This window comes from Desulfocicer niacini (assembly GCF_054657595.1).
In genome coordinates this window covers 1-19,426 of sequence record NZ_BAAHYK010000040.1, presented here as the reverse complement: position 1 = coordinate 19,426, position 19,426 = coordinate 1, and the positions used below count along the sequence as shown (strand labels likewise).

Here is a 19,426-nt window from a genome sequence, read left to right as displayed (position 1 = left end):
CTTTATCATCCGGTCGTTGATTTAATGGCATGAATAACTGCGGTAAAAACGTCTGACAGCTTTAAAATGCCTATCACCTCTTTTTCCCGGGTGACCAGCATGGAAAGTCTTTTTCGCACGGACATCTGATGGGCCGCCGTGGCAAGGGAAGTATTCTCATCAATGAAATCATTATCGGCAAGCTCTTTCATAAAATCTTCCACCTTCATCTGCAGTATCTCAGAACTGGTGTACATACTTTCAATGGAAGTATCATCCAGGCGAAGGTTTTCCCGTAACTGGGTAATAAAATGTGCACCAAATCCAAATCTGCTCAACCTATCAATATTTTTAACATCTTCCGTTGTGGGCTCCAGTGCCCTCAGCATATTAATCTGACTCAACTTCCCCACTACTTTTTCATTGCTGTCAAGCACCAGCACTATCCAATGGGGATGAATGCGCGCCCCCAGATCCACGTTAGGGGTTTCCAATGCCAAAAGCGCATCCAGAAAGGTGGACCCTTCTGAAATAGTGGCATAATCGGAAATTGGAACCATTAGATCCTTTACAATATAATTCATCACAAAATACTCCGATTGCAGGTTAATCAAATAAAACCGTTTCATTGTAATTGTTGCATGAACATAGCAACCGGGAAGTTACACAGCAGCCACATGACAGGCAAGGGTCAGGCTTATGTTACGACAATTTTCTGGTTTGCTCAGGGGATTTGCCACAGGCACCGCCAACCTCAAAACTGTCGTAACATAAGCCTGACCCCCATGCGCCATGAACAGTCCAGGGCAACGGTACTGCCAGATATCCCGGTGTTTTCTCCGGAAACGGATTTTCCAACGTCAACCGTTAAGCAAAGTGCCAGGCCCAGCCTGCAGACATGGAAAGCCAGGTTTTCAAGAGAAACCAAAATTTTTTACCATGTATGAAATATTATGGCAAGATATTGAATTTTTGATTCCTGAGAAATTGATTGGTTGCCACCGGGCCGGAAAATGACTATAACCGGATCATGACTCCTGACACTGACAAAAATGAGCTCAAATCACAAAGCCCTTCATTTTTTTTTATTCCCCACAAGGGTATTTTCTTCACCCTGTTTTTCACCCTTTTTGCAACCATAACCGGGGTGGGAATTGTGGTGCCCTTGCTGCCGGTGTACGCAGGAAACCTGGGTGCCGCCGGTATCGAAGTGGGGCTTATTTTCGGATCTTTTTCTCTTTCAAGGACGTTGCTTCTACCCTGGTTTGGCAAACTGTCGGACAAAAAGGGCCGAAAACCCTTTATTCTCGCAGGGCTTGCCGGATATGCGCTTATTTCCCTTGCCTTCATTGCAGGCAACAGCGTTGCCGCCCTCATCGCCACCCGATTTTTACAGGGCATTGCCTCGGCCATGGTAATGCCGGTGGTCCAGGCCTATGTGGGAGAAATAACCCCTGGGGGAAAAGAGGGATACACCATGGGGCTTTTTAACATGTCCATGTTTGCCAGCCTGAGCATCGGTCCCATCATGGGAGGGGTCATCACCGATGTCTGGTCCATGGATGCCGCATTTATCTGCATGGGTTTACTGGCCGCCCTGGGATTAATGCTCAGCGCGTTTCTGCTTCCCCCTACGTCACAGGAACCCGTTAGCCCAAGGGATAGAGTCGCCATTTCCTGGAAACCGCTTTTTAAAACCCCATCTTTCACCGGCCTCTTTATTTACCGGTTCAGTTATACGGCCTGCATCTCCATTATCTGGTGCTTTATCCCGCTGTTTGCCCAAAATCGGTTCAACCTTTCCGGATCTTCCACGGGTATTCTGATAACCCTTGGGGTTTTCATAAGCGGCATCCTGCAGATTCCCATGGGTGCCCTGGCTGATACCGTCAACAAACGATGGATGGTCATCACAGGAGGCCTGTTATGCGGTGCATCATTCATGCTGATTTTTACGGCACATACCCACGCCGACCTTCTTCTGGCGGTATCTGTATTTGGCGTGGGCGGTGGTATCTCCATGCCGGCCATCATGGCCATGGGAGTTATTCTGGGACATCAGAAAAAATCCATGGCATCGGTGATGTCTATGCTCACAGTGGCCCACAGTGCAGGAATGATGGTGGGTGCCATGGGAGCCGGAGGGGTCATGGACTATTTTTCACTTGAATATGCCTTTCCCTGTGGTACTCTTCTAATGGGAATCGGAGTAACCGTTTTTTTCATCTCCACCCGTTCCCTGGCAATGCTTCCAAAAGAGCCCTCCCCGATACCTCCAGGCGAGCATGACATATGCTGATCACCAATGACATAAAAACAGTGTTGCTCATAAAAACACATACAGGGCCAGAAAACTCAGTTCTTTAACTATGTTCCGGATGTGCCCAAAGTCTAATATTTTTTAAAAGGGAAATTAGGTTGACCATGTTAATAATAGGCAGTTACAACGATCTTGTGGTGGAGCGGGAAGTCTCCTTTGGTTTTTATCTCAACCCCAAGGAGGATGAGGTGTTGCTGCCCGGCAAGTATGCACCCAAGGGCCTGAAACCTGGGGATACCATCCGGGTATTTGTTTATACCGATTCCGAGGACCGCCTGGTTGCCACCACCCTTACCCCCCGGGCAGTGGTGGGGGACTTTGCCTGCATGACCGTGGTGGACACCACAAGTTTCGGGGCATTTCTGGACTGGGGTCTTGAAAAACACCTGCTGGTACCCGCAGATGAGATGTCCCCCCGATTGAGAACGGGAGAAAGCCATGTGGTGAAGGTATGCCTGGACCCCGAGACACAACGGGTATATGCCACGGCCCGGCTGGAATGGCAATTCAGTAAATACATGGCAGGTATATCCGAAGGAGACGAGGTGGATCTGCTGATTTACCGCATCACCGATCTTGGGTATCAGGCCGTCATCAACAACAGCCACAACGGCATGCTCTACAAAAATGACACCCCGGTACACCTTGCCATCGGAGAAAAGACAAAGGGCTTTGTCCATAAAATCCGGGAAGATGGGAAAATAGACCTGGTCCTGAAACAACCCGGATACGCATCTGTGCCGGGATCCAGTAAGACGGTACTTGATATTCTGGAAAAGGCCGGAGGATTTTTACCCTGCCATGATAAAACTCCCCCCGAGGTTATCAGAAAAACCTTTGCCATGAGCAAAAAAGAATTCAAACGCTCCATTTCCAGGCTTTACCGGGAACGGAAAATAGACATCTCATCCACCGGCATCACCCGGACTGATATCGACGAACCCCGAAATTCCTGATCTCCCGAATTTATGTACAGTCCTTATGGGGCCATTCTCATTTTTCCGGTCGCAAGCTTCATAGCGATATGGGGGCAGGCCCCTAACGATCTACCCCCTGATGTTCGGGGCGAAGCAAATCATTCACCGTTTTTACCGGGTTAAACGTGGAAAGGGGTACCTCCACAAACACCGTGGTCCAGAAGGCCATGGACCCATTCCACAACCCCGGCAGTTCCATGGCCTTCAGTTCTTTTCCATGGCTTGATTTAATGGTGATGAACCCGCTGTCATAATCGGCAAATTTTGTCAGATCAAAAGATTTTCCCTGGAAATCCCTTAATCCACACACCAGATCCACCGGATTGAAATGAGTGGAGGAGCGAAGTATCTGTGCCTGAACGGGATCTTCTTGATCCACCTGGGAGGATTCCACAATCTGAAGTGAACAGCCATATTTTCTATCCGTTGCCCAGAAAGGCCCTCCGCCAGCTTCGCCCAGATTTTTCACCATGCCGCACACCCGGATGGGCCGGTTAAACACAGATAACAGGTATGCCTGCTGATCCATGGTACCCATGTCATTAAAATCATCGGGCAGATTCAAATGAAGGGTGTCCTTTGCAAAGCGCCCCATATCGGCCAGGACATCCGCAGAAACGCCCTTATCATCCGTTAGAAGCCCCATGTAATAGAACACCTGGCTCTGCAGGGTAATCAGGTACCCGCACAGCAAAGACTTAAAGGTGATGGTTTCCGCCCTGTGATCGTCGGGCACCACATTATCGATGTTCTTGATAAATACGATGTCCGCACCAAGATCATTTAAATTTTCCAGAAGTGCCCCATGGCCTCCAGGCCTGAAGATGAGGCTGTTCTCAAGGGATCGAAAGGCTTTGTTTTTCATATCCACAGCAATTGTGTTGGTGGACTGTTTCTGGGTGGAAAAACTCACCCCAAGGGGGTGGCCATTCTGCTCATATTTATGTGCCACCGATGCAATATGGAGGGTAATGGCCTGTTCATGGGCTTTTGATACTGTATAATGGAGGGGAATATTCCCGGTCCCCCTGCAGGACTGGGCCTGGGCTTCGGCAAGGTGCTCTTCAAATGCCGTTCTGGCGTGATCGGGATAACCATGAAAGATAATCAAACCCTTGGGTTTGTCGGCATAACCCAGTCCCCGGGATTCTAAAAGGGCCGCCATCACTTTTCTGTAATGCCCTTTTTTACGCAGGGCAACCATATCATCCCCCCCGTCGGCCAAGCATTTTGAAAGCTCCTTGTAAAAGGCAAACCGCTCAATGGATTGCACAAAATCAAGGCAGGACTTAAAATCAGCGTCATGGGCTGCGGCTTCTGTTATGCTTTCCAGGGTAAGGGGATCATCTGAATTAAATACCGACAGCAGAGATTTAAACATTCGGGTGGCCGCACCGGATGCCGGCACAAATTTTAAAACACGTCCCGCTTCAAGAGCCTGGGTGTAAGCCTTTAAGTAAGTTTCAGACTGATCCTTGGCAATGCGGTCAATGCCATCCCCGGGGCTACACGGCCGCACAAGGCGAGTAAAGGAAAACCCCTTATCAAAAATTTCCATCTGGGAAATAATTTTATCTTCGGGAATACCGCTTGTGATCAACTGTTCAATGTTGTGCTCTATGTCGCGAATTTTTTCTTGAAATGTTTTCATGGAAAAGGCGCTTCTCCTGATTGAATTCAAGCGTTCAGATTGCTGGCCATATAAAATTTAAAGAAATAATCAGGGATTGATCACAACACCGGCCACTTAAAGAAAAAAAACCGGGATTGTGAATTTATCATGTTTTTTCCATCCCCGGGGAAAAAACATCCCTGAATTATACAACCACAATAAAAATAAAGGCTCATGTATCCGGTGGGGGTCAGGCTTGCGTTATTTGAATTATCATTGGGAGCCGGGGCCTTGGTTTGTATAAACAGACGGCGATAGCGCCAATAACACAAGCCTGACCCCATTGCAAAAATGATTTTAATAAAAGACCCTGAAACACAACATGAGCCAAAATAAAATGAATGAACAACACTGTTTTCAACCAGGGACGCCGTGGCCCGTTTACGACGCCTTTCTTATGCTGACAAAATGCTCCTGCATGGCAACTGCTCCCCCGGCATGATCCCATTTGTCAAGGCCACCTGTCATCAACTCATGGTCTGCCACCCCCTTGCCAAAAGCCCTGGACTCCACCGGCAACTTATGCCCGAACCCGTGAATCATGAAAATACAATCCCTGTGAATCACATCCGTGATATTGGCACCGGTGACAGCAGAATAACCGGGACCACTTACCTCCACGGGATCACCATGGCGAATGCCCATGTCTGCGGCCACGTCCTTGTGTATCCAGATCGTATTGGTGGGCATCATCTCATGGAGAAGGGGATTATTAACCGTATGTCCCTGGGTGTGAAGGGCACATCTTCCAAAAATCACCCGAAACCGTTTTTCCGAACCTGGGTCCTGATCCGCTTCGGGATCTACATAGATGGGCAGAGAGTCCAGTCCGGCCTTGCTAAGCTTTTCACTAATGACTTCAAGCTTTCCCGAGGGGGTTTTCCAGGTGAATTTATCCATGTCATGATAAATGGGGTCCTTGGCAAGGGACACCTGGGCACCCTTCTCAAAATCGTCAATGGTCAGGCCGGTACCTTCCAGCTGATAGTTCCAGATATCTTCAATGGTTTTAAAGGCAGCCAGTTTGTCCATGCCAAGCTTTCTGGCAAGACCGGTGAAAATTTCCCAGTCGGCCAGGGAATCATACCGGGGGGCCAGTGCTCTTTTTCTCATGAAGAATTTGGGTTTTAATCCACCCTTATGGGCAATGATACTCTCTCTCTCCAGATAGGTGGATAAAGGCAGCACCACATCAGAATGCCAGGCCGTATCACTCCAGGAAAAGGTGATGGATACCAGCAGGTCCAGATTTTCAAAAATTTTCTTCTGGGCCTCTGGATCGGGAAAGGCCATCAGGGGATCATGGCGAAAGGCGATGTATGCCTTCACCGGATAGGGATCTGCCGTTTCAATGGCTTTAAATGCCAGATGAAGAAGTCCCGGACCGGCATCAAAATGATTGTATTTCCACCCCACCCCATCGGCCCGTTTTTCATCGGGTTTGGGATACAGATCGGCCAATGCTTTTAAACCCTTCTGATTGCAGTCTTTGGCCTTATTAGTGATGGCAAGGCCACCCTTGGCCCCCAGCGAACCCAGAAGCCCGTTGATGATATATGCGGTGCGGCTCACGTAAAATGAATTTTTAAACCGGGCCGTATTCCAGCCGGGATGCCAGAGCACCCGGGGAGCTGCTTTGGCAAGCTGTCGGCAGAAATCCACCAGCTGGTCCGGATCAATGTCGCATACGCCAGCGGCCCAGTCGGGAGTATAAGGTTCTACAAAGGCCGTCAACTTCTCGAAATCCTTGAAATGTCGAGCCACATAGGCGGCATCATAAAGCTTTTCGGCAATCAGGGTATGAATAACCGCCAGGTTAAAGGCATAGTCTGTTCCCGGACGTACCAGAAAAAAATTATGGGCCTTGGAGGCTGTCACCGTGGAACGAATGTCAATGACCGACAGACGGCAGCCGTTTTCCATGGCCGCCAGTAACTGGTTGACTTCCCCCACATTTACGGCTTCAAAGATATTGCGGCTCTGGAGCACCACATGCTTTGCGTTTTTAAGGTCATAGCTGACCCCTTTTCGCCCCAGTCCCATCACCGACTGCGCTGCATGGTGAACATTGCGGGCACAGGACGCATCATGGTTACAGTAGTTGGGAGATCCAAGTCCCCGCATGAAGGCCTTGTGAAGGTCAGGAAACGGCCCACCACGATCTGACAGCAGTACACTTTTGCTGCCGTGTTCATCCATGATGGCTTTAAGTTTATCCGCCACATGGGTAAAGGCCTCTTCCCAGGACACTTCGCGCCATTTACCTTCCCCCCTCTCTCCCACCCGGATGAGGGGTTTCTGGGGTTTTTCCGGATCATTTAAAAGCCCGATGCCCGCCGCCCCCCTGGGACACACCGATCCATCCAGGCCCCCGGGACGACTGCCTTCAATGTTGACCACCTGACCATTTTCGGTGAATACCTCTATGGGACATCGAACGGTACACATACCGCAAATACTGTGAACTTTCTCCATGCGTTTTTATAAACCTCCCGTGTGAACCACGCACGCCAGCTGCCGGGGCACCTTGAAACGTCGCCATTCAACACTGTTGTTATGTACTTTGCCAGATTTAAATACAAATGCTTGAATTTTTATAAGCAATTTTCATACCGTACAAACCCATATAGCAATAAACATCTTCCATAACGAGGATTGAAACGCTAATCAGTTAAAATATCTGAACGCAGTTTCATATAACATACATGGCTGTAACCCCAGCCACAACGAAAAATGAAACGCTAATAATTGCAGACTTTTAGGCGAAGCCCCATATAAAACCCACATGTCCTGGCGGACACAACGAATATTGAAAATGCAACCATACCGCCGCCCCCCGACGGGCAATGGGCCCGGCCCGCATGTCCTGGCGGGCACAACAACGCATGAAAAGGGTTTCATGCCGCACCACCACAAGAAGGTCGACGCAATAAAAAAAATGCAACGCAATAAAAAAAATGCGGAGCTGATTACAATCTCTGCAGCACCCAGGCAATGGAGATACTTGCATTATTATCCCATCCACCGGCTGTAAGAGAAGCCTTAGCGTGATATATTCCCCTGTATCATGCATGAATTCCCATATCAAGCATTCTTGCCGGAGGTGCAATAAAAAATTGCGCCTGTACCGCAAAGGAGAAAACCATATATAAAATCAAGAAAGACATTCTTCAATCTGATCAATGAACCGGCTTTTATTGGCATACTGCCCTTTTCTATAGCTGGCATGGGTCAGATATAAAAACCGTTCCGCCCGGGTCATGGCCACATACATGAGACGTCGCTCCTCCTGCACCGCCGCAGGTCCTGAATCAACAGAGCGCCAGTGGGGAAATAGTTTTTCCTCACACCCCACCACAAACACCGTATCAAATTCCAAACCTTTGGCAGAATGAATAGTCAATAGGGCCACACCTTTTTCCGGTTCATCCTCATCATTGGTATCCTCCCGGATGAGGGCTGCCTCTTCAAGATATTCCAGCAGATCGGCTTTTTCCCGGGCCGTGTAGCGCAGCTGTTCCAGATTTTCTTTTTTGGATATAAATTCAGCTTCTGTTTTAACTTTCTTTTTCAGATACTCATAATAACCGGTTTGTTCAATCACCCGGTCAATGGCGGCATCCGGGGTTAATTCCCGGATATCGTCCAGAAGTTCCAGAAGTTCGGAAAGCTGTTTATGAACCTTGGGGGTCAAGACGCGTTCTGTGACCATGGTGCGGGCGCAGGCCTGGAGCCCCATGCCCTTTTCTTTCAGAGTGCCGATCTTTTTGACCATGGCAGGCCCGATGCCCCTTTTGGGGGTATTGATAATTCTATCAAACGAGACATCATCATTGGGAAAAAATGCCGCACTGAGATAAGAATTAATGTCCAGGATTTCCATACGCTCAAAAAAACCCTGGGAACCCATGAGACGATAGGGAATTCTGAACATCCGAAATGTTTTTTCAAAGGCAAGGGAACAAAACTTTGTTCTGTACACCACGGCCATCTTTTCAAAGGGAATGCCATCCCCATGGGCATTGAGGGCTTTTGCCCGGGCCGTTACCCATTGGGCCTCCTCCGCATCGGTGAAAAAATCATGAATCTCCACCGTGCCCCCCCGTTTTTTTGAAAAACATTTTTTTTCCATCTTGTTGGCGTTGAAGTCAATGAGTCCGTTGGCCACCTGGACAATCTCATTGGCGGAACGGTAATTCTCTTCCAGCCGGAAAATCACCGCATTGTCATAACGTTTGGGAAAATCCAGGAAATGATTCACATTACTGCCCCGGAACCCGTACACCGCCTGCCAGTCATCCCCCACACAGAAAAGATTACCGTGGCTGCCCAGAAACAGCCGTGTCAATTCATCCTGAAGATTGTTGGTGTCCTGGTACTCATCCACCAGAATGTGGGTGAACAATTGTCGATAATACGCCTGGACATCGGGGTAATCTCTTAAAATATCCCGGGTTTTTACTAGAATATTATCAAAATCAACACTGTTGGCATCAAAGAGTTTTTTTTCATATTTTTCAAAGATATCCACCAGACGGATACCCGCCACCCGGGGTTTTTCATCAAAATAACGTTCCGGCTTCCCGCTGTTTTTGGCCCGGGAAATGGCGGAAATAAAGTTTGATGCGTGTTTTTTATCAAAATTGCTTTCCACCAGGGCCTCGGTGACCAGTTTCTTCTGCTGGTACACCGAACAGATCTGTATGGGTTCCCCATAGCCCAGAAGATGGCAATGTTTTTTAAAAATCAACAGACAGGCTGAGTGGTAAGTTCGAACCCAGGGAAATTTTGAATATCCCATGCCTGTCAGCTTGTACAGCCGATTTTTCATCTCCTCCGCGGCTTTGTTGGTGAAGGTGATGGCAAGGATTCCGGCGGGATTCACCCCTGTCTCTATCAGGTGAAGGATTTTGGCTGTAAGGGTTCGGGTCTTGCCGGACCCGGCACCGGCCACCACCAGGGCCGGCGAACCGGAATGATTAACCGCATTTTGTTGCTGTTGTGATAATTCCATGGGCTCCAATTTAAAAACAGTGCCTGGACAGCCAGGCACTGCTTTATATTTTTTTTATATGAAACTCGTCCAAGGTGCTGCAATGATGAGAGTTTCAACTTTCGTTGTGGCAGGTGTTTACTGCCATGTGGGTTATATGAAAAGGTCGCTTTCAAGTCTACCTCAGCAGAGCCCCTCCCCCGATGGGCAATAGGAACCGGACAATCGAGCTGTCTACAGTTCCGGTCCGGGACCATTGTCCGTCGGGGGAGGGGCGGCATAATGCCATTTGACTCCGCGTCTACGACCCATTATTCGTTGATCATTATATTAGAAAGTGTTTACCGGATTCTGAACACCTCTTTTTCCTTTACGGCAGATAGCTTTTACGCTGCAATGATTTTTTTAAGTTCGGTTTCCACTTTGTTTCGGATTTCATCCAGACGTTCCTGGGCATCTGCTTCAAATCGAAGCACCAGGGCAGGCTGGGTATTGGAGGCCCGCACAAGGCCCCAGCCCCCCTCAAAAAGCGCCCGCATACCGTCAATATCAATGACCTCATGGTCTTTTTTAAACAGATCGGTGATGCGTTTAACCACATCAAACTTGATGGCATCGGCGCACTCCACGCGGATTTCCGGAGTGGTGAAGGTTTTGGGCAGATCAGAAATGAGCTGGGAAACCGTTTTACCAGAGTTCACCAGGATCTCCAGAAGCCGCAGGGTGGCATAAAGGGCATCATCAAACCCCAGGAACCGGTCACTGAAAAATATATGCCCGCTCATCTCCCCTGCCAGGGCTGCATTTTCTTCTTTCATTTTTTTCTTGATCAAGGAATGGCCCGTACGCCACATGATGGCCCGCCCACCATTTTTTTCTATGTCATTGTACATGGTCATGGAGCACTTCACTTCAGAAATAAAGGTGGCACCGGGTTTACGGGAGAGAATTTCCCGGGCAAAAATCACCATAAGCTGATCGCCGTATATGATCTCACCGTTCTCATCCACCACGCCGATGCGGTCTGCATCACCATCATATCCCACGCCCAGATCCAGTTTTTTATCTTTGACCAGATCAATGAGCTCCAGCATATTTTTCTTCACCGTGGGATCTGCTTCATGGTTGGGAAAGGTGCCGTCCATGTCACAATAAAGTTCGTGCACCTCGCACCCCAGGGCCTTTAACACAGGAAGGGCCGTCACCCCGCCGGTGCCGTTACCCGCATCAATGCCGATGCGTACTTTTTTATCAATGGAAACATTGTCCTGTAGATAAGCTTTGTAGGGGGTCAGTACATCCATTTCCTCAAGGGTTCCCTGGCCTTCCACAAATTTTCCGGTGTCAATAATAATTCGAATATCCTGAAGCCCCTGGCTGTGGATGGAATCAAACCCACTCATCAACTTAAAACCATTATACTCCGGGGGATTATGGCTGGCAGTGATCATTGCCCCCCCCTGGGTTTTACAATGATGGATGGAAAAATAAAGCACCGGCGTGGGGCAGACACCAATGTCAATGACGTCACATCCCGTGGAAAGAATACCTTTTATGAACAACCGGCAGTAGTCATCGCTGGTGACCCGGCAATCCCTGCCCACGGTTACTTTTTTATTGCCTTGCTGATTCAGAAGGGTTCCATAGGCCCTTCCGATTTGAACGACATCTTCATCGTTGAAGTCTTTACCAGCAACGCCTCTTATATCATACTCCCTGAAAATTCCCGGGTTCATCTGCCCTCCTTACGCATTTAAATTTTTTGATCTTTACTTTTTCATTCACCGCTATGGCTTCTTTCAGAATACTCCGATGATGATGGCCAGGGTACCAAGGCTCCAGCAATAGGGCGCAAACAGATGCAGTCGCCCTTTTTTTACAATGCGCAGCAGAAATACCAGCGCGCCATACCCCACCGCAAAGGCGATAAGGGTGCCGCACAGTGTGGCGGTGATATTAATGGCAGAGCCATATTCAATGAAATCTTTAAGGCTCAGAATCATAGCACCCACAATGGCCGGTATGGAGAGTAAAAAGGAAAACCGGGCGGCTGTTTCCCGATCAATACCGGAAAAAAGCGCTGCAGAGATGGTGGCACCTGATCGGGAAATACCTGGTATGACCGCCATCCCCTGGCACAGACCCACCAGAAGTGCCCGTTTGACACCAAATCCCATGATACCATCACCCGGACTGGAGACGGTGCGGGTCATCCATAAAAAGGTACCGGTTATCAGCAACATACATCCCACAAAGGAAATCGAAGAAAAAAGCGTATCAACATATGGCTTTAACCCAAGCCCCATAAATGCCGTGGGAATAGAACCAACAATGATGAAAAGTGCAAATCGAATCTCTTCATTGTTTTTTATCATCGAGCCAGTATCCTGGCCGGAAAACAGCTGTTTGAACAACGCAACCAGAGCCAGAATCATCCCCTTGATATCCTTAAAAAACACCACGATAACGGCCAGCAATGTTCCCATGTGAAGGCTGACATCAAAAAACAGTGTCGGTTCGGTAATGCCGAAAAATGACTGGCCCAATGCCAGATGCCCGGAGCTGCTCACCGGAAGAAACTCGGTGAGCCCCTGCAGAATGCCAAGAATAATTCCCTGATAGATTTCCATTGTTTTTCCTGGTTCACATTTTTTATTTTGTTGTAAAAATCATCTTCCTCATCCCGCATGGGCAAAAAAAAGAGGGGCGAAGGTCATGACCAACCCCATTATTTCTATAATTATACGTAAAAAAAATCAAGGAAAAGCATACAGGTATGCTTTCCCATTCCCACAAACGAATTATGGATCATCGCTTGTCATTCCCAGGCATCGCTTAATGCTCCTGGGATGAAGATGCATTACATTCATTATACCAAATATACTTGCCATTTGTGGGTAAATGATCTATATATACAAAATAACATACCATCCGATTTAATCACACGATCGACGATTCTTTCAGACCCTCAAATGCAAAGTAAAATATCAAGCCTGCTCATCACATCGTCCAGGCGCCATAGTTGAAATAGACCCGCCCTGGGGCCCCTCTAAAGGGATACTCCCGCTCGCAAGCCCGGAATATCCATGGGAGTTGTGAAAAAAAAATTTAAATTGATCCAGATCAAGTCTTTTTTTCCATTACCGGTTTATTCTGGTTCCGGAATCAAGAACATAGTCGGACATGACCAGAACTGAAGAAGACCTCTGATTCTTTTCTGGTAAAACAAAATGAAAGATAAAAATCCCCGTCACAATAATCCATCAAAAGGAGGCATACCATGTTTTGTTTTCAATGTCAGGAAACTGCAAAGAATACCGGATGTACCGTTAAAGGCATGTGTGGCAAGGAAGATGCTACCGCTAATTTTCAGGATCTGCTGATCTTTAATCTCAAAGGGATTGCCGTCATTGCGGAAGCACTCAAGGCCAGTGGCCAGAAAGTGGGCAGGGAAGTAGGTCTTTTTGTGTCGAAGGCACTCTTCACCACCATCACCAATGCCAACTTTGACGATGACAGCCTTGTGTCATGGGTGGACCAGGCCCAGGCATGCAAAAAAGAACTCTCTGCAAAGCTTGATGATGCCACTCGAAAATCCCTGCATGAATCCGCCACCTGGTTCTGTGACAATGTCGCAGATTACCAGGCGAAGGCCAAAACCGTGGGTGTTCTGGCCACGGAAAATGAAGATGTCAGATCCCTGCGGGAGCTTTTGATCATTGGCATTAAAGGCATTGCCGCCTATGCCGACCATGCCGCCGTGCTGGGTGTGGAAAAGGATGAAATCTATGATTTTATCCTCAGTGCACTGGCTTCCACCACAAAGGATCTTTCCGTGGATGAAATGGTGGCCCTGGTGATGAAGGCCGGGGAATGTTCTGTTACCACCATGGCGACCCTGGACGAAGCCAACACCACCGCCTATGGCAACCCGGAGATTTCCGAAGTCAACATCGGCGTGGGCAAAAACCCCGGCATTCTCATCAGCGGGCATGATTTAAAAGATATGGAAGAACTGCTCAAACAAACTGAAGGAACTGGGGTGGATGTATACACCCATGGGGAAATGCTGCCGGCCAACTATTATCCAGCTTTTAAGAAATATGATCATCTCAAGGGCAACTACGGCAGCTCCTGGTGGAAACAGAACGAGGATTTTGAAACCTTTAACGGTGCCATCCTCATGACCACCAACTGCATTATCCCCATCAAAAAGAAAAACACCTACCAGGATCGTATTTTCACCACCGGTGTGGTGGGTTACCCCGGTTTGACCCATGTGGCAGATCGTGCAGACGGCAAGACCAAGGATTTTTCAGCGGTCATTGAGGTCGCTAAAAAATGTGCCGCCCCCACAGAAATAGAAACGGGGACCATCGTGGGCGGATTTGCCCACAACCAGGTACTGGCCTTGGCCGACAAGGTCGTGGAGGCCGTTAAATCCGGCGCCATCAAGCGTTTCATTGTCATGGCCGGTTGCGACGGTCGCCAGAAGGGACGGGCCTATTTTACGGAAGTGGCGGAAAAACTGCCCAAAGACACCATCATTCTCACCGCTGGATGCGCCAAATACCGTTACAACAAACTCAATCTGGGGGACATCGGTGGTATTCCCAGAGTACTGGATGCCGGGCAGTGCAACGACTCTTACTCCCTGGCCGTCATTGCCCTGAAACTTAAGGAGGTGTTCGGTCTTGAAGATATCAACGAACTGCCCATCTCCTTTGACATCGGCTGGTACGAGCAGAAGGCCGTGGCCGTACTTCTGGCCCTGCTTTTTCTCGGCGTCAAGGGCATTCGCCTTGGGCCAACACTTCCCGCCTTTGTTTCCCCCACCGTTCTCAATGTACTGGTGGAAAATTTTGACATCAAGGCCATTGGGGATGCAGACGAAGACATTGCAGCCATGATGCTGGGAAAATAAATTCCCCTTATTTCCCCAAAAACAGTTAATCCACGCCACCGGGCGGGGTGCCCGGGACTTAAAAGCCTGGATCACACCCGCCCATTGGTGGTTTGGCGAGGCAAAGACGCTTAGATACCGGGGAGGGAAAAACGAAGATGTCCAACTATGAGTTCCGACTGATTGTGGTGATGGCCACCATTATTGTGGCAACGGGTATCGCCTTTGTGGTAAAAGCCCAGCTTATCCCCGATTCCTTTGGAAAATACGGCCATTATCGGGCCGATGCCATCGATGAAGAGGTTCTGCGGCCCATCCGCCATGGTACCAACACTTCCTGCCTCAAATGCCACCCCTATGAAGCGGCCATTCATCTCAAGGGGCGACACAAAACCATCTCCTGCGAATTCTGCCACGGCACCTATGCCGATCATATCAATAACGGTAAAAAAATCGGCACCCTGCCGGTGAAAAAAAATACTGAAATCACCACCCTGTGCCTTCGCTGTCACAACACCGAAATCAAGGCCCGGTCCCAGGCGGTAATCAAAACAGTGGCCATGCCGGAACATCTTGCATCCCAAAAGGTGAAAGTCACCCACACCTGCAACCAGTGCCACCATGTACATGCCCCCCTTAAATATATCAACCGGGCAAAACAGATAACAGGATTAATGGAGGCGGAATCATGAAAATTGAACAGGCACCGCCCAAACTGGATCGCAGGACCTTCATCAAAAAGGTACTCACGGGCAGTATAACAGGATCATTGCTTCTGATCTATCCCATGGGGGGCGGGAATGCCCTTGACGTGCTGCAACCAGAAACAATCCCCGACATCCCCGAACAGATTCCCGGTATCCGGGGCGAAACATACGACATCCATGAACGTAAATTCGCCTTTATCGTGGACATCACCCGGTGCATAGGCTGCGGCTCCTGCTGTGTGGCGGACAAAAGAGAATACAACGTACCCGATGGCTACTACCGAACCTGGGTGGAACGCTATATAAAAGACTTTAACGATCAGGTGTATGTGGACTGCCCCAACGGAGGGCTTGATGGCTATCAGACCCCGAGAACGGACATCGAGGTCCAGGTCCGGGATACTTTTTTTGTGCCAAAGCTTTGCAACATGTGCAAGGAAACCCCCTGCACCCAGGTATGTCCGGTGGGGGCCACCTTCACCAGCCCGGACGGATTTGTGCTCATGGACAGTGACCGGTGTGTGGGCTGTGGTTACTGCATTCAGGCCTGTCCATACTCCTCCCGGTTCCTTAACCCCATCACCCACACCGCAGAAAAATGTACCTGGTGTTATCACCGGGTGAGAAAGGGGCTTTTACCCGCCTGTGTGGAGGTGTGTCCCACCGGGGCCAGAAAATTCGGCAGCCTAAGGGATGAAACATCTGAAGTTTATAAAATTCTCAAGGGTCCCGGGGTGCTCACCGTATTAAAGGAATCCATGGGGACCTGGCCTGCGCTTTACTACCTTGGCGCACGACTGGAGGTGATTTAAATGAGTGGATTCCATGAAGGAGCAGCCATGCTGCTGTCCAATTTTGTTCTGCCCAATGATCTCCATGTGCACTGGAGCATGATGATTGTTCTTTACCCCTATATTACCGGGCTTGTGGACGGAGCCTTTATCATTGCAGCGCTCTACTATCTTTTTGACATCAAAAGCCTGAAACCCGTGGCCCGATTTTCACTTCTCTTTGCCCTTGCCTTTCTGTGCTGCGCCACCATCCCCCTGCTGCTGCATCTGGGTCGACCGGAACGCAATTTTAACATGCTCCTAACCCCCAACCCCAGCTCGGCCATGGCCGGATTCGGTTATATTTATGCCGTGTCCATGGGGGTATTGGGGTTCATTGTGATCTTCGTTTACCGGGCAGATCTGGTAATACTCAAACAGCGCTCCCGGGGCATGATAAAACTTATTTACCGGGTTCTGACCTTTGACTGCGATGATCTTTCTCCCCGGGCCATGGCTCTTGATGACCGGATCATTAAAATACTGGTGGGACTTGGCATCCCGGTGGCAGCTGTACTACACGGGTATGTGGGGTTCATCTTTGGCGGAGTCAAAGCAAATCCCACCTGGTCCACCCCACTGATGCCGGTGATTTTTCTTTTTTCCGCCTGCGTATCGGGTATTTCCGCCATTGTCCTTGCATACATTGTCATACGAAAACTCACCGGAAGCTCCATTGACGGCCCATGCATCATCACCTGCATTAAAACCCTCACAGGTTTTTTCATACTGGCATTTTCCTTTGAAATGCTGGAGGTATTTTCCCACTCCTATCTCAAATCGGGGTATCACCACATGGTGGAAGGATTGTTAAATGGTCCCCTTGCCGCCTCCTTCTGGCTGTGGCAGGTAAAAATCTGCTCTGGCATTCCCCTTGTTATACTTGGGTTAATGGCTTTTATCAGACTGCCGCAGCCCAGGTACAACCTTCTGGCAGCCGGAGTCTCCGCCATTTTGCTCCTTCAGGTGTTCATCATGAGATGGAACGTTGTCATCGGAGGACAGCTCATGTCCAAGAGTGCCAGGGGATACACGGTGTTTCATCCACCATGGATTGATAAAGAAGGCATTTTAACGGTAATTGTGGTGATGATCATCCCCTTTGTCATACTTTTTATCCTGGGTAAAATTTTTCCTTTCTGGATTGAAAATCCCAGGCTGGATTAAAACTATCACTGGAGGATTCAACCAAGATAAATCATACCTGTCCGGCATGATATCCATGACAGACGGGAAGCATTGTAATACTCGCTGATCCATTTTTTTGTCCCCGGTTTTCCCCACAGCAGGCTTAAAATCGGAGCAGCGAGTAACAAAATCTAAATCTTTAAAAAAGGGAGGAGATGAGATGACCTTATTGAGGGGTTTCACCGTGATGACGCTGCTGGGATTTTTCTGTGCCGGATCTGCACTGGCACTGACCCAGGAATCTTTTGATGTAAAAAATCCCAAAGTACAGGAGATGAACAAAAAATGTATCACCTGCCATTTAAAAGAGAACAAATCTCTGGTACTGCAATGGGAAGCCTCTGCCCATGCAGCAGCCAAAGAGGGACAGATTGGGTGCTACAACTGCCACGCCGCCGACAAGGGAGATGAACTGGGTTACCAGCACGAAGGTGCATTTATAAAGGCCATCCTTTCCCCCAACGACTGTGCCAAATGCCATGAGCCCGAAGCAAGGGAGATGGCCATCTCCCACCACGCCACCGCCGGTGAAATCATGGCATCCCTTGACAACATGCTGGCAGAGGTGGTGGGTGGCATGCCCAACAATCCCGGCAACATGGTCAGCGGTTGCTGGCAGTGCCATGGATCCATTGTGGCCCCCAAACGGGATGCCGACGGCAAGCTGCTTCGCTCCAAAACCGATGCCCCCCAGATGGATCATAACACCTGGCCCAACTCCGGCATCGGACGCATTAACCCTGACGGCACCAAGGGTGCATGCAACGCCTGCCACTCCAAGCACTCCTTCAGTGCCAGCCGGGCCAGACAGCCGGAGAACTGCGGTAAATGTCATCTGGGACCGGACCATCCCCAGAAAGAAATCTACGAAGAATCCAAGCACGGCATTGCCTATTTCACCGCCCCCAAGGGCTCAGGTCCTGACGGCATGAACATTTTAAAGGACGGTGCCTGGGTGCTGGGCGATGACTATTATACTGCTCCCACCTGTTCCACTTGCCACATGGGATCCTTTGTCAAGCTAAACGGCGCAGTTGCCAAAAACAGCCACAACGTTGGGGATCGCCTTTCGTGGAATCTAAGGGCTGTGGTTTCCTCCAAGCTCAACCGGGTGACCTTCACCGACGATACCGTAACGGATATTCCCGGAGATATTGCCCCCCGTCCGGGTCAAAAAACCCAGACAAAATCCTATGTCCGGGAGGGTGATAAACTCAAAAAAGTCCTTGAGGAAAAAACCATCAAGAGCGTTGTATCATGGAAAGAGCGCCGCACCAGCATGCAGGAGGTTTGTAAATCCTGCCACGGGGTCAACCAGGTAAGGGATTTTTACAGTCAGCTGGACGACCTTGTCACTCTTTATAATGATAAATTTGCCAAACCCGGGGCTGAACTGGTGGCCATGATGAAAAAGGACGGCATCTGGGAAAACAGTGGATTCCAGCACAAGATCGGATACACCTGGTTTGAAATCTGGCACCATGAAGGCAGAAGAGCCCGCATGGCAGCGGCCATGTTTGCACCGGATTACACCCACTGGCACGGACTCTATGAGGTGTCACGCAATTTTTACCACGAATTCCTTCCCGAAATTCAGGAACTGGCCGACCATGCCGGTCTTGGAGACAAGTATAAGGAGCATATCCAGACATTGCTTGCCAAACCTGAGCACCTCTGGATCAGAACCGGCGGCAGTGCTGAAACCATGAAGCTCATCGAAGAAGAGCGAAAACTGAGATATAACCAGTAACCTTTTCATAATTTTCCCATGGGTTGTGCTACTTGCATGGCCCATGGGATTTTTTTATAACGGCCATGTCCTGACGGACACAACGAATATTGGGTCGTAAACGCGGG

The 19,426-nt window shown here is 49.1% G+C and carries 13 protein-coding genes; 7 read left to right on the top strand and 6 right to left on the bottom strand.

The window, feature by feature from the left end; translation table 11 throughout:
- Nucleotides 1-5: 5 nt before the first annotated feature.
- The gene (locus tag ACYQ2M_RS18835) at nucleotides 6-563 is read right to left on the bottom strand and encodes a CBS domain-containing protein (RefSeq protein ID WP_459917926.1); all 558 of its coding nucleotides are present in this window, start codon (nucleotides 561-563) and stop codon (nucleotides 6-8) included.
- 407 nt (nucleotides 564-970) lie between these two features.
- Between ACYQ2M_RS18835 and ACYQ2M_RS18830 the strand changes: the two genes are divergently transcribed.
- A complete protein-coding gene (locus ACYQ2M_RS18830; protein WP_459917925.1) occupies nucleotides 971-2,278 on the top strand; it encodes an MFS transporter in 1,308 nt (435 codons plus the stop codon).
- A gap of 125 nt (nucleotides 2,279-2,403) precedes the next feature.
- The gene (locus tag ACYQ2M_RS18825; protein ID WP_459917924.1) at nucleotides 2,404-3,255 is read left to right on the top strand and encodes a CvfB family protein; all 852 of its coding nucleotides are present in this window, start codon (nucleotides 2,404-2,406) and stop codon (nucleotides 3,253-3,255) included.
- A gap of 82 nt (nucleotides 3,256-3,337) precedes the next feature.
- Here the strand turns inward: ACYQ2M_RS18825 and ACYQ2M_RS18820 are convergent, their stop codons facing one another.
- From ACYQ2M_RS18820 to ACYQ2M_RS18800, 5 genes are all read right to left on the bottom strand, one after another.
- A complete protein-coding gene (locus ACYQ2M_RS18820) occupies nucleotides 3,338-4,927 on the bottom strand; it encodes a DUF4301 family protein (protein WP_459917923.1) in 1,590 nt (529 codons plus the stop codon).
- Between the two features lie 402 nt (nucleotides 4,928-5,329).
- Nucleotides 5,330-7,423 carry a molybdopterin-dependent oxidoreductase gene (locus ACYQ2M_RS18815; RefSeq protein ID WP_459917922.1) on the bottom strand — a complete coding sequence of 698 codons (2,094 nt, stop codon included), beginning with the start codon at nucleotides 7,421-7,423 and terminating at the stop codon, nucleotides 5,330-5,332.
- Nucleotides 7,424-8,102: 679 nt separating this feature from the next.
- On the bottom strand, nucleotides 8,103-9,962 hold the full coding sequence (locus tag ACYQ2M_RS18810) for an ATP-dependent helicase (protein ID WP_459917921.1): 1,860 nt from the start codon (nucleotides 9,960-9,962) through the stop codon (nucleotides 8,103-8,105).
- A gap of 365 nt (nucleotides 9,963-10,327) precedes the next feature.
- Nucleotides 10,328-11,677, bottom strand: a complete 1,350-nt coding sequence (locus ACYQ2M_RS18805; RefSeq protein ID WP_459917920.1) for a phosphomannomutase/phosphoglucomutase — start codon at nucleotides 11,675-11,677, stop codon at nucleotides 10,328-10,330.
- 63 nt (nucleotides 11,678-11,740) lie between these two features.
- Complete coding sequence (locus ACYQ2M_RS18800) at nucleotides 11,741-12,571, bottom strand: undecaprenyl-diphosphate phosphatase (protein ID WP_459917919.1); 831 nt, start codon at nucleotides 12,569-12,571, stop codon at nucleotides 11,741-11,743.
- A 650-nt stretch (nucleotides 12,572-13,221) separates the two neighbouring features.
- Here ACYQ2M_RS18800 and hcp point away from each other — a divergent pair.
- From hcp to ACYQ2M_RS18775, 5 genes are all read left to right on the top strand, one after another.
- A complete protein-coding gene (gene hcp, locus ACYQ2M_RS18795) occupies nucleotides 13,222-14,865 on the top strand; it encodes a hydroxylamine reductase (RefSeq protein ID WP_459917918.1) in 1,644 nt (547 codons plus the stop codon).
- A gap of 137 nt (nucleotides 14,866-15,002) precedes the next feature.
- On the top strand, nucleotides 15,003-15,536 hold the full coding sequence (locus ACYQ2M_RS18790; protein ID WP_459917917.1) for a hypothetical protein: 534 nt from the start codon (nucleotides 15,003-15,005) through the stop codon (nucleotides 15,534-15,536).
- Nucleotides 15,533-16,363 (top strand): 4Fe-4S dicluster domain-containing protein, encoded by an 831-nt coding sequence (locus tag ACYQ2M_RS18785; RefSeq protein WP_459917916.1) that lies wholly within the window; start codon nucleotides 15,533-15,535, stop codon nucleotides 16,361-16,363. The genes ACYQ2M_RS18790 and ACYQ2M_RS18785 overlap by 4 nt, the downstream gene beginning before the upstream one ends.
- Nucleotides 16,364-17,548, top strand: a complete 1,185-nt coding sequence (gene nrfD / locus ACYQ2M_RS18780; protein ID WP_459917915.1) for an NrfD/PsrC family molybdoenzyme membrane anchor subunit — start codon at nucleotides 16,364-16,366, stop codon at nucleotides 17,546-17,548.
- A 181-nt stretch (nucleotides 17,549-17,729) separates the two neighbouring features.
- The gene (locus ACYQ2M_RS18775; protein WP_459917914.1) at nucleotides 17,730-19,319 is read left to right on the top strand and encodes a multiheme c-type cytochrome; all 1,590 of its coding nucleotides are present in this window, start codon (nucleotides 17,730-17,732) and stop codon (nucleotides 19,317-19,319) included.
- Nucleotides 19,320-19,426: the final 107 nt, after the last annotated feature.